This window comes from Pseudomonadota bacterium, from assembly GCA_023229365.1.
GTDB lineage: Bacteria > Myxococcota_A > Polyangia > JAAYKL01 > JAAYKL01 > JALNZK01.
Genome location: JALNZK010000149.1, coordinates 1 through 11,806 on the forward strand (window position 1 = coordinate 1; position 11,806 = coordinate 11,806).

At 64.0% G+C, this 11,806-nt stretch carries 16 protein-coding genes and 1 pseudogene; all 17 read right to left on the reverse strand.

The features are described from left to right. The coding region (locus tag M0R80_28305; protein ID MCK9463541.1) for an AAA family ATPase at positions 1-508 on the reverse strand (508 nt) is incomplete at its 3' end. Positions 509-519: 11 nt separating this feature from the next. Next, positions 520-876 (reverse strand): DUF5615 family PIN-like protein, encoded by a 357-nt coding sequence (locus M0R80_28310; protein MCK9463542.1) that lies wholly within the window; start codon positions 874-876, stop codon positions 520-522. After that, the gene (locus M0R80_28315; GenBank protein ID MCK9463543.1) at positions 873-1,118 is read right to left on the reverse strand and encodes a DUF433 domain-containing protein; all 246 of its coding nucleotides are present in this window, start codon (positions 1,116-1,118) and stop codon (positions 873-875) included. The genes M0R80_28310 and M0R80_28315 overlap by 4 nt, the downstream gene beginning before the upstream one ends. A gap of 307 nt (positions 1,119-1,425) precedes the next feature. After that, positions 1,426-1,725, reverse strand: coding sequence for a type II toxin-antitoxin system RelE/ParE family toxin (locus M0R80_28320; protein MCK9463544.1), 300 nt, complete (start codon positions 1,723-1,725; stop codon positions 1,426-1,428). Between the two features lies 1 nt (position 1,726). Then, positions 1,727-1,927: an addiction module protein gene (locus M0R80_28325; GenBank protein MCK9463545.1), complete on the reverse strand. Its 201-nt coding sequence runs from the start codon at positions 1,925-1,927 to the stop codon at positions 1,727-1,729. Between the two features lie 348 nt (positions 1,928-2,275). Further along, a complete protein-coding gene (locus M0R80_28330; protein ID MCK9463546.1) occupies positions 2,276-3,442 on the reverse strand; it encodes an ATP-binding protein in 1,167 nt (388 codons plus the stop codon). Between the two features lie 271 nt (positions 3,443-3,713). Then, a complete protein-coding gene (locus M0R80_28335) occupies positions 3,714-3,911 on the reverse strand; it encodes a DUF2283 domain-containing protein (GenBank protein ID MCK9463547.1) in 198 nt (65 codons plus the stop codon). Continuing rightward, positions 3,908-4,417, reverse strand: coding sequence for a DUF3368 domain-containing protein (locus tag M0R80_28340; protein ID MCK9463548.1), 510 nt, complete (start codon positions 4,415-4,417; stop codon positions 3,908-3,910). Before M0R80_28340 ends, M0R80_28335 begins: the two co-directional genes overlap by 4 nt. Then, complete coding sequence (locus M0R80_28345) at positions 4,410-4,679, reverse strand: UPF0175 family protein (protein MCK9463549.1); 270 nt, start codon at positions 4,677-4,679, stop codon at positions 4,410-4,412. Before M0R80_28345 ends, M0R80_28340 begins: the two co-directional genes overlap by 8 nt. Positions 4,680-5,318: 639 nt before the next feature. Further along, entirely contained in the window at positions 5,319-6,452 is a 1,134-nt protein-coding gene (locus M0R80_28350) for an aminotransferase class I/II-fold pyridoxal phosphate-dependent enzyme (GenBank protein MCK9463550.1), read from the reverse strand. Next, entirely contained in the window at positions 6,449-6,898 is a 450-nt protein-coding gene (locus tag M0R80_28355) for a winged helix-turn-helix transcriptional regulator (protein MCK9463551.1), read from the reverse strand. The genes M0R80_28350 and M0R80_28355 overlap by 4 nt, the downstream gene beginning before the upstream one ends. Continuing rightward, on the reverse strand, positions 6,895-7,065 hold the full coding sequence (locus M0R80_28360; protein MCK9463552.1) for a hypothetical protein: 171 nt from the start codon (positions 7,063-7,065) through the stop codon (positions 6,895-6,897). The genes M0R80_28355 and M0R80_28360 overlap by 4 nt, the downstream gene beginning before the upstream one ends. Further along, the gene (locus tag M0R80_28365; GenBank protein ID MCK9463553.1) at positions 7,062-7,724 is read right to left on the reverse strand and encodes an acetyltransferase; all 663 of its coding nucleotides are present in this window, start codon (positions 7,722-7,724) and stop codon (positions 7,062-7,064) included. The genes M0R80_28360 and M0R80_28365 overlap by 4 nt, the downstream gene beginning before the upstream one ends. Continuing rightward, positions 7,721-8,116, reverse strand: a pseudogene (locus M0R80_28370) (sugar transferase). The gene M0R80_28365 and the pseudogene M0R80_28370 overlap by 4 nt, the downstream one beginning before the upstream one ends. A 541-nt stretch (positions 8,117-8,657) precedes the next feature. Next, entirely contained in the window at positions 8,658-9,311 is a 654-nt protein-coding gene (locus tag M0R80_28375) for a PIG-L family deacetylase (protein ID MCK9463554.1), read from the reverse strand. Positions 9,312-9,315: 4 nt separating this feature from the next. Then, entirely contained in the window at positions 9,316-10,278 is a 963-nt protein-coding gene (locus tag M0R80_28380; protein MCK9463555.1) for a methionyl-tRNA formyltransferase, read from the reverse strand. Continuing rightward, positions 10,247-11,806 (reverse strand): sugar transferase (locus tag M0R80_28385; GenBank protein MCK9463556.1); only part of this gene is annotated, 1,560 nt, incomplete at its 5' end. The genes M0R80_28380 and M0R80_28385, both read right to left, overlap by 32 nt.

The following is an 11,806-nucleotide window of genomic DNA, read 5'->3' on the forward strand; positions in this document are numbered from 1 at the left end:
GATCGGCCAAAAAGAGATCCGGGACGCTCCGCATCGGGCTCGCCGCGCGCAGCATCCGGACCAGGCGGCTCTCCACAGGCTCGATCCCCGGCTCGGCGACGAGCTCGGGCAGGGAGAACGGAAACAGCTCCCGGAGCGCGGCGCGCCCGGCCAGCGTCTCGCGCACGCCTTTCATGAGCAGGATCTGGCTCGACCCGAGGAGCACGTACCGCACGTCCGGGTTTCGGTCGTAGCACGCCTTGATCGTGTCGAAGATCGCCGGCAGCTTCTGGGCCTCGTCGATGACGGCGCGCGGATATCTCGAGATCCACTCCGCCGGCGCCCAGCGCTCGTACAGCGCCCGCTCGACCGGCGAATCCAGGTTGACCACGTCGTAGTCCGGGAAAGCCATGCGCGCCAAGGTGGACTTTCCGGTCTGCCGCGCGCCGGTGATCACGAGCAGGCGCCCGCGATCATGGGCGTGGATCTCCTGAATGGATTTTTGATTCAGGCGTATTTTCAAAAGCATCAGTTTGCTTTTTACGCCATTTTGGGGTTTTCACCAGGAAATCGACGGAGCGTTGCCATTTTCATCGTGGCCGCGCCGCTTGCTGCGCGGCGAGAGCCATCGGCCCTCCCCTCTCCGCCATCCAGGTGGAGAGGAGCTATCCGATGTTGATCGGCAGGCGCCGCACGCGCTCGCTGGATATGGGACATGATGTCTCCGAAGTCGAGGTCCATCGTTACGACGATCCGGCCTCCTGTGCGCGCCTCGTCGACAATCCACTTGTCCGAGGCCCTGGGATCGAGGCTCCGAACGTGAACGACATCATGCCCGGCCGCCGCCAGATCGTTTACGATACCCACCGGGACGCACATGTCCAAGAGCAGCTTCAACCCGCAACTCCGCGCTCCGTCGAGGTCTCCTCATCGGCGAGCCACGCGCCGTAGTAGAGGCACTGAAGAATGTCCTCGGGCTCGAGATCCGGGTATTGCGCGAGGATCTCCTCTGCGGTCATCCCGCTGGCCATCAGCTTGAGGACCAGAGACACCTGAATGCGAAGCCCACGCAGACAGGCGCGGCCGCCGAGAACGTTCGGATCGAATGTGATTCTATCGAGCCCTGTCGTCGTGGCCATCAGGATCTCCTTCCCGTTCGTTCACCGACCGTGAGTCATGATAGCACACCCGGGGAACCAGAGGGACCATCGTGGCCGCGCCGCTCGGCTGCGCACCTCACCCCCCGACCCCCTCTCCATCTGAACGATGTAGAGGGGGAGGGCTGGCGCGCAGTTCAGCTGTTCCCCTCTCCAGCGTTCAGCTGGAGAGGGGCCAGGGGTGAGGCGGGCGGAAACATTGGCGCCGTTTTCCGGCGGGGTCGAACCCCCGCCGGATCCAACCCAGCCCGGGCAGATTCTGCCCGGGCGAGGGGACGGGCAAGTCGGGTCAGCGATCCCCCAGCCTGTCTTTCCAGTACTCCGGACTTCGGTGAAGGTGCGCGACGGCGACGATCAGAATGCCCTCTTCCCTTTTCTGGTAGATGACGCCGAAAGGAAAACGCCTCGTCTGACACCGTCTCGTTCTCTGGGAAAGAGGCTGCCACGCATCCGGAAACCTGCCTATCCGATCAAGGGTTCTCAAGAACTCCGAGAGAAACTCCTCGCCGAGACCGGCCTCCTCGTAATTGTAGTAGTTCACGGCGTCATCCAGCTCGAGGCGAGCCGGTTCGAGAAAGGATATTCTCATTTCAGCGGTACTTCTTCAGAGCTTCTTCCAGGGATACCGACTTGATCTCGCCGCGCTCATGGGCGTCGATTCTGCTCTCGGCCTCCGCCGCCCACAACCTGTCGATCTCCTCGTCCGGCTTGTCCAGGCTGGAGAGCAGGGCATCCACCAGCTTCGCTCTCTTGTCCGGGCTCAGTCGGACGGCCTCTTCGAAAATGCTCATCTTTACCTCCGCGACAACCGTAGTTTTGTTGGGCTACATAGGATCAGTCAACGGTCTTCAACCACCATCAAAGGTATTGATCGGCTCGGCCGCCGTCAAGCGGCCCGCCCGATATCGGCCCTCCCCCTCTCCGCTTGCCGGAGAGGGGGTCGGGGGGTGAGGTGGAGATCTCTACATGCCGGGAATCGAAAGGACGGCTTCGACGACGCGGTCTTGATCCGCGTCGGAGAGGGAGGAGCCGCTCGGCAGGCAACAGGCCGCGGGTCAAGAGCTCCTTGGACACGGCGCCGCCGAGGAAGCGGCGGAAGTGGTGGAACAGCACGACGCGCCGGGGGGTGACGGCCGATTTCATTCGGCGAGCGTCCCGATCTCTCGCCACGGGACGACCTCGGCGACCTCCCGTGATTGCCTCTCGCGGCCGCCGTAGACGAGAACCGGCCTCGCCGATCGCCCCTCGGCCATTCGGCGCCATCTTTCGAGCCCGTCGAACCAGTCGGTTGAAATCGTCATGCCGGACTTGATTTCGATGGGGAGCAGCTTGCCCGCCCGGTCCACGATGACGTCCACCTCGTGCCCCGTGTTGTCGCGCCAGAAGAACAGGTCGTCGCTCTTGGCCCTATGAAACCTGCCCTTGAGCAGCTCCGCCACGACCCAGTTCTCGAAGAGCGCGCCGCGGATCGGGTGAGTCGAGAGCTGCGAAGCGCTCTCGATGCCGAGGAGGCGTGCGGCCAACCCGGTGTCGGTGAAATACAATTTAGGCGCCTTGACCAGCCTCTTGCGGAAGTTCTCGTGGTGCGGGCGCAGCCGATAGACGATGAAGCTCGTCTCCAGAATCGTGAGCCACGCCTTCACGGTCTTCTGGTCCACGCCGCAGTCCGATCCGATCCGCGCCATGTTCACGAGCTGGCCGATGTTCGCCGCGCACAGTCGCATGAAACGCTGGAACGCGTCGATCTCCCGGACGTGGATGAGCTGTCGCATGTCCCGTTCGAGGTAGGTCGCGATGTAGGCGTTGAGCCATCGCTCCGGCGCCGCGGGTGCGCTGTAGAGGGGAGGGTATCCGCCCTGGAAGATCGCCGTCTCGAGGCTCGGCGGTTCCTGCCCGCCTCGCGACAGCTCCTCGAAGGAGAACGGGAGAAGGTTCAAAAGGCCGACGCGTCCGGCGAGCGATTGCGAGATCCGCTCCATGAGCCCGAAATGCTGCGATCCGGTGAGCACGAACCGCCCCGCGGTTTTCAGCTCGTCGATGACGCCCTGCAGATAGGAGAAGATCTCCGGGCATCGCTGAACTTCGTCGAGCACGGCGCCCGTCGCGTAGAGGTCCAGGAAGCGCCGGGGATCGCGCAGCGCGAGCCCCCGCGTGTCCGGATCTTCGAGCGACACGTACGGCGCGTCGGGGAAGATGTGCCGCGCCAGCGTCGTCTTTCCGGACTGCCTCGGTCCGGTGATGGCGATGGCCGGGAACTCGCGGGCCATGGTGAGGAGCATCGTCTCCGCGGTTCTCGGAATATACATCGAAAACAACCTTCTTACAGATGCGGAATTCTATTCCACATTTGTAAGAGTTGTCCTTTCTTTGTGTAATGTCAATGGGTTGAGATCCGCATCCGCATCCGCAACTCCCCCTCTCCGCTTGCCGGAGAGGGGCAGGGGTGAGGCGGGCGGTAACATTGGCGCCGTTTTCCGGCGGGGTCGAACCCCCGCCGGATCCAACCCAGCCCGGGCAGATTCTGCCCGGGCGAACGGACGGGCAGAGAAGATGGAATGGTCGGGCGTTCGGCGGTCCTCAGGCGCCGACCGCGAACTGCATCTCCCGCGCGTTGTCGACGACGGTGGACGCGTTGAGGATCTCCAGCCGGACCACGGCGCCGTTCGGGCCGAAGTCGGCGATCACGCCGGGCCGGATCTCGTCGCTCTCGCGGATCTGCTTGTCGCTCAGGGTGATCGTGAGCGAATCGGTTCCCACGTCGTATTGAATCCTCATCGATCTTCTCCGGCAGCTGCCTCCGGGAGGGTTTCCCCGGCGGACGACAGCACTGAAAGCAGCAACCCGCTTTGATACCACACGCCGTGTTCCAGCAACTTCTCGATTACCGGCGCAATGGCCGACAGGACCCCCAGCTTCTTCGCCTCGAGCAGGAGACCGAGCGTGCCCACCACTTCGAGATCCACAGCGCGCGCTATCCTCCGCCCCTTCTTCTCGTCGATACAGACCGTGCCGACCCCGTTCTTCAGCGCGAACTGGATCACCGCGGCCTCTCCCCGGTCGAGCAATGAGAGCGTCACGGCATCCACCGGACCATCCGATTCCACGATCGTGACACCGGACAGGTCCACGCCTTGGCGCCCGCAGCGTTGCCCGCTCTCTATCTCGTCTCTCACTTCTCTGGGCACCAGGAACTGGTGGGGGAGATCCCGCAACAGGTTCAGGACACCCCCCGCGGCCAGGGAAATCAGCGGGCCGGTGTTGACGACGATCTTGTCAGGCATTCTCCGCGAACCGAATCTCCGCCTGGGCCTCGGAGGCGTCCAGGTTGCTGATCGCGATGCCTACCCGCGGCAGCGAAAAAAGGAAATCGACGCGATTCCTGCCGCACATCCTGGCCGCCTGACCCGAGGTGACCCGGCCGAGCTCGTACAGCTTGGCGGCCAGCAGGAACCTGGCCTCCTCCATGAACTCCTCGTGGGACATTCCCGTCCCGGCGAGCAGCTCTTCCCCGTACTCGATCCGTATCTCTCTCTTCGCGGTCATGTGTTCGGCCTCCTTGACTTGGACAGTATAACGCGACAACCCGCCATTGTCTCTCTTCCCCACGAGGCGGTCATTGTCCCCAGGGCGGCATGGACGATTCGGGGGACGGGGGTAACTTGGAACGAGCGGCGCTCGGCGCACGGCCTTCGGCCAGGGGAAGAGGTCCGGCTTTGCCCGAAAGGGCGTGCTCCGAAGCGGCTCTGCCGCGAAGGAGCATCGTTGCCGCGCTCCTCGTGGGCGCGGCTGAAAGCTGAGGCCGGCCATCATTTGATCCGGACCGTGAGGCGGGGAAAGGCGGCCCGGAGAACGGGGCGTTTGCCCGACATCGCCCGCGCGGGATCCGCGCGGGCTGGGATGATCCCGCCGGGGGATGGACCCCGGCGGGCGGAACATTGCCATTTTCATCGTGGCCGCGCCGCTTGCCCGCGCGGCGAGAGCCATCGGCCCTCCCCCTCTCCGCTTGCCGGAGAGGGGGCCGGGGGGTGAGGCGGGCGGGCTGGGATAGACCCGCCGGGGGATGGACCCCGGCGGGCGGAAGAATTAGCGCCGTTTTCCGGCGGGGTCGAACCCCCGCCGGATCCAACCCAGCCCGGGCAGCCCGGGCGAGGGGAAGGGCGAAGAAGATGGAATGGTTGGGGTTTACCGGTTCGAGTCGATCGCGTCGTTCACGGCTTCGACAACGCGGTCTTGGTCCGCGTCGGAGAGGGAGGAGCCGCTCGGCAGGCACAGGCCGCGGGAGAAGAGCTCCGCGGACACGGCGCCGCCGAGGGAGCGGCAATCTTTGAACACGGGCTGCAGGTGCATGGGCTTCCAGACCGGGCGCGCCTCGATGTCGCGCGATTCGAGGTGGAGCCGGATCTGCTCGGGCGTCGCGCCGAGCGCTTCGGCGTCTATCGTGAGGCAGGTGAGCCAGCGGTTGCAGCGGCCGTACGGCGCCTCGGGCATGAACGACACGCCGGGGAGCGCACCGAGCGCCGCCACGTACTTGTCGAAGATCTTCCGCCGCGCCTCGACGCGCGCGTCGAGCGTCGCGAGCTGGCCCCGGCCGATCGCGGCGAGCACGTTGGAGAGCCGGTAGTTGTAGCCGATCTCCTCGTGCTCGTAGTGCGGCGCCGGCTCGCGCGCCTGGGTGGCGAGGAAGAGCGCGCGCCTCACGTGCTCCTCGTGCGGGCTGAGCAGCATGCCGCCGCCCGCGGTCGTGATGATCTTGTTGCCGTTGAACGACAGGATCGCCATCTCGCCGAACGTGCCGGCGTGCTTGCCCTTGTACGTCGCGCCGAGCGCCTCGGCCGCGTCCTCGACGACCGGGATCCCGTACCGGGCGCAGGCCTCCAGGATCGGATCGTAGTCCGCGCACTGGCCGTAGAGGTCGACGACGATGACGGCCTTGGGCAGCTTCCCGCGCTTCGCGGCGTCCTCGAGCCCCTGGGCGAGCAGCGCGGGGTCCATGTTCCAAGACGCCGCGTCGCAGTCCACGAACACCGGCCTTGCGCCCACGTAGGCGATCGCGTTGGCGCTCGCCGAGAACGTGAGGGTGGAGCAGAAGACTTCGTCGTCGCGCCCGACGCCCAGCATCAGGAGCGCGAGGTGCAGCCCGGCCGTGCCGCTCGATAAAGCGCACGCGTGCCCGGCCCCGAGCTTCTCGCACATCTCCTTCTCGAACGCGGTCACGTGCGGCCCGAGCGGCGCGATCCAGTTCGAGTCGAAGGCGTCGGTCACGAGCGCGCGCTCGTTTCCGAACACGTGGGGAGGGGAGAGGTAGATGCGGGTCATGGTTTCTTCAGTACCTCCCAGTAGCCGCCCTTGGCGGGGCCGACGCGGCGGATCAGCCCGTCCGCTTTCAATGAACGAATACTTTTTTCGACACCTGCGTTGCTCTGGCCAAGCAGAAGAGCCATCTCCCCGATGGTAACGGCGGGATTGTCCGCCATTGCCGCGAGAATCATCTCCTTACTTTTCCCCTTACTTTTCCCCTTACTTTTCCCCTTGCTGTCTCCCGTCCGGGGAACCGCGGCGCCATCGGTGTCTTCTTCCCCGCCCGGGATCCGGGCGGGCTGGGTTGGATCCGCCGTGGAATGAACCACGGCGGTGTTCTGTGTTGCAGGTTTTCCGGCGGGGTCGATTCCCCGCCGGATCGAGCCCAGCCCGGGCAGATCCTGCCCGGGAAGAAGAGGTGGGCTGTATATCTCCTTCCACTCGGTGTGCTGGCTCTCGGTCATGGGTTCAACACATCCTCTCGAACGCGTTGCTGTACGAAGTCCAGCGCGCTGGACGGAGTACAGCCGCGTCGACGGAGGACGCCGAAGGCGGCCGGAGTCAACACGTCGGTCACGAGCGCGCGCTCGTTTCCGAACACGTGGGGTGGGGAGAGGTAGATGCGGGTCATGGGGTCGCCTTTTTGAGAACGCGCGCCGGGACGCCGACCCAGGTTTCGCCAGCCGGAACCGACTTGGTGACGCAGGCGCCCGCGCCGATGACCGCGTCGTCGCCGATAGTCAGCGGATTGTCCTCGGTGCCGTTGACGAACACCGCGCCGGTTCCGACGTACACACGCCTGCCGAAGTGGACCCAGCCCGAAACGTGGACGCCGGGCGCGAGCGTCGTGAAATCGTCCATGATGACGTCGTGGCCGATCGTGCAGTCGAGGTTGATCTGAACCTGCCGGCCGAGCCTGATGTTGGTGGTGAGGATGTTCTCGGCGCAGATGACAACGCCATCGCCGTACTCGACCCAGCGCGACATCTTCGCCGAAGGATGGATGAGGTTGATGAACTCCCATCCGCCCTCTTTACAGCGCTCGGCCAACATCTGCCTCGTTCTGGGTGAGCCGATGGCGAGCACCATGCGCGCGTCGGGATACTTCCGCCGAGCTTCCGCTAGGCTCATCACAGGGAAGCCGTTAATGGCGGTCCCGTGCTTGTCTTCGGCATCGTCCACGAAGCAGCAGACAGTCATTCCCTGGCTGTTTACTTCCATGCACTCTGCGGCCCAGGCGATCTCGCGCCCGAACCCGCCGGAACCGTAGATGGCGATGTTGATGGTCATGTGTTGCTCGCGGCTTCTGCTGTCTTGCTGCCCGTGAACTCCGTCATGGTGGCCTCTCCCGCTGCGTTGATGCCTTCCCGCTTCAGGACTTTCAGCACGGTCATCGCCAGAATCCTGAGGTCCAGCGCAAGCGATTGGTTGTCCACGTACCACACGTCGTGGGCGAACTTCTCTTCCCAGGACAGTGCGTTGCGTCCGTTCACCTGCGCCCAGCCGGTGATGCCGGGCTTCACCTCGTGACGGCGCGCCTGCTCGGGAGTGTAGCGATCGAGGTACTGCATGAGCAGCGGCCGCGGCCCGACGAGGCTCATGTCGCCCTTGAGGACGTTGAGCAGCGTCGGCAGCTCGTCGATGCTGGTCTTTCGGAGAAACTTTCCGAGCGGCGTCAGGCGCGCCGCGTCGGAGGTGACAGTGTCCTCGCCGGATCGCAAACGGTCCGGCGTGGTCTGGCGCACGGTGGGAAAGCCGTTGGCGACGAGCCACTCGTGCGTCTCGTTCTTGTCGCCGCCTATCGCGATCGTCTCGGGCGCGGACACGGCCACGGTCGTGCCGATCGCCTCGAACTCGGCGCGGTGCGCTGCGTACATCGGCAGCTCGGTGTCGATGGTGGGGACGATCAGGCGCACATCGTTCTCGCGGCATATGTCGAGCAACGCCGGGACGAACGCGGCGTCCGTGCACCGCGGCACGACGAACGCCCGATCCGCCAGGTGGAACGCGGCCGAGAGCCGCGACATGTCCGCGGCGAGCAGCTCGCCCGACCAGCCGAGGCCCTGCAGCGTCTCTCTGAAGATGCCGAGTAACGCCCCCCGCCGTCCGGCGGAAGAGATGAGGATGTTGCGTTTCTCCATGGTCATGCGGTTTCTTCCCGCGCAGAGTTCGTTCCCATGAACTCCGGCATGGTGGCTCTGCTCACTTGAGCGACAAACGCTGTCAATAAACAATCTTCCGTAACAGGCTGAAACACTCTGCCGCTTTGACACCGACGCCCATTCCCCGCTCCTTCGCCAGCACTTCTAGCCCCTCGGGTGAACGCGGATGCGGCCACGCCTTTATCTCGGCCTCGAACAGCCGCATGATCTCAATTTTTCTTTTCAGATGAAGCGTAATGTCTACATAGACATTAGGCACGAAGGGGGTGTTCCAGTAACGAGACGTGGTGGAGATCTCATACGCTAGGACCTCCTTCACCGAGCAATCAGGGATCGGCCTTGTCGCCACCAGACCACATTCGTTGACAATTCTGTGGTCCTGATTCAGGTCGCTGCTAGGCGGCAGATAGACGACTTCCGGCCGTACGCGGTCTACGACGCCTTGAATCGCCTTGCTCAACTCGTTGTAGGGCACCGTGTTCAACTGGACCGTGGGAAAACCGAGTCGGTGAACCGACGTCATCCCGTACGCCACGGAAACCGCGTCGATCTGCTGGTTGGACGTTTCCATCGCCGATTCCGGCCAGGCCGGCGAGTGGGGCTGAGTGACGATGCACCAGTGGACCTCGTCGCCATTGTCGATATGTCGAAGCAGTGTCCCCCCGGCGCCGATGGTCTCGTCGTCCGGGTGCGCGGATAATACGAGAACACGCATCTTTCTACCTCCCATTCTCCCTCATTCCTTTGATGAAAGCATCTTCAATCCCCCGACCCAGGCGATCGTGCATCTTCAGCACCTCGGTCGCGGTCCGCTCCGTGTCGTCGCCTTGCTGCACTGTCTTTATAAGCACGTGGTTCCCGTCACCGCATTGGACCAGCACGCCGTCATCGAGTATCGCCTGCACCTGGCCCGGCAGGCCCACATAGGGTGCATCCCCCACCAGGTCGGCGCTCCATATCGTCAGCTTCTTCTTCCTGTAGTCGGTGAACGCGCCGGGATAGGGGCGCGATACGGCTCTGATCAGCGTCCACACCTCTTCGGCCGTCATCTTCCAGTCGATCAGTCCATCGTCCGCAGTTCGTCGGGCGCAATACGTCGCTTTGGAGTGATCCTGCGCGGTGGCTACCAAGCTCCCTTCCGTAAGCCTAGGCAGCACCTCGTCCATGAGCTGGCCGAGCGCGTTATGGTGCTTCTCCATGAGCGTGGATACCGTTTCGTCCAGAGCCAGGGCCATCTCAAGATGACCCAGAATGTCGCCCGAGTCCATGCCCTCATCGATAAGGAACAGGGTCGCCCCGGTCCTCTTCAGACGCTGCAAAATGGTCCAGGCGATCACTCCTCGGCCACGGAACTGAGGCAACAACGCGGGGTGGTAGCCTATGAAGGCCTTGCACGGAATCGACAGGAACTCGCTTCGAAGGATCTGCGACCATCCGATGACGAAGATGTAGTCTGGAGAAAAACGCCTGATGGAGGCCATGGCGTCCTGGTCGTTGATGTTACTGGTCTCGAGCAGCTCCTTGACTCCGAGGCCGCAAAGGGGTCTCAAGTCCACGAAATCCGAATGCCTGGAAGCAGCGCTCAGCGGAAGGGTGGCGAGCTGTACCTCCCATCCCGCCGCGCAGAGTTTCTCCAGTGTCAGCTTAGTGCTACCGACCGCTCCTACCAAGGTCGCTTTCATGTCGCTTCGCCTCTTCAAGTCTCTTCTCGTTCACTCGCTCCCCGCGGACAACCGTCGCCATCGTCTCCAGCAGTATTCGCAGATCCAGTCCCAGCGACCAGTTGTCCACATACCAGACATCCAGCCTTATACGATCCCCCCATGACAAGGAGGTGTTGCCGTTGATCTGCGCCCAGCCAGTCATGCCTGGACGGACATTGAGCCGGCGGCGCTGAAACTCGGTATACTCCTCGGCCTGCTCAGGGACAGTAGGCCTCGGGCCCACTAGGCTCATGTCGCCCTTCAGCACGTTCAGCAGTTGTGGAAGTTCGTCTATCTTGAACCGCCGCAGTATCCTGCCGAGCGGCGTGACCATCGGATGATCCTGTTTGATTACTCCCATTTCGGCCACGGAAAGGCGGTTCAACTTCATGCTGCGGAACTTGAGCAGGTCAAAAGCCACGCCCTTTTTCCCTGCCCTCGCCTGGCGGAAGAAAACCGGCTTGCCCATGGTAAGCCTTATTGCCGCAGCCAAAGGGACCAGGGCCGGCGCCGCAGCAAGCAGCGCCACCGAGGACGCGGTGAGATCCACCAGGCGCTTGGCCGCTTCGTATCCAATTCGCGCCGGCCTCTCCTTCTCGACTTGGGCCATGAACTCGCGCCACTTCCCGGCAAGCACCTCCATTTCGTAGTGCTCCCTTGCCGCCGCCAACCCATTCGAGGCGAGCCTCTTTCTCAGCTCCGTCTCGCGGACGAGCTTCTTGACGGCCGCCGCGACCCCCGCGCCGTCGCCCGGCGCCACGACGATCCCGCAATCGTGCCTCTTCACGAGGTCATGGAGATCCGACCCTTTAGGCGTGACGACGACGAGCGCGTTCCCGGCGGCCATGGCGCTGAAGGTCTTGCTGGGAATCGAAGTCGCCGCGGCCTTTTCACCGAGAGCCACAAGCGAAATGGAGGATCGCGCCAGCGCTTCCGCCCAGGGTTCGTCTTCGAGGGGAGCGCTGAAACGGATCGCGTCGTCATCAACGTCACCCAGTTCCTTTCGGAGGAACTCCGCTCCTGGCCCGGAGGCTGCGATGAGGCACGCGGCTTTGCGACCAAGGTCCGATTCGACAAACGCAGCCTTCAGACCGACGGCCAGGGCGGTCCAGTCGTGCACGCGCCCGAGGTTGCCGGTGTAGGTGATGAGCACTCGGCTCCGCAGCCAGCCATCATGCTCCCAGCCGCGCGAGGCGATACGAGCTTCCGCCCGGTCGAACTCCGCGCGATCCGCGCCGGTCTGGATCACGGTCCATCTCCTGGGCTCTCCGTATCTCGAGATGGCGTGGCGCGCCATGTTGTCGCCTATGAAAACGACCGCGTCCGCGTGACGAAACAAGAGCTCGTTGGCGCGCACCGCGAGCCGGCTCGCCGGAGAGGACGCCTTCGTCACGCCCGTCGCCTCCCAGGCGTCGGGGTAGAGGTCGTAGACGAGCGGCACGACGCGCCGGCCGTGCCACGCGCCGGTCGCGACGAGGACGAGCGGGAGGAAGAACGGGTTGGTCGT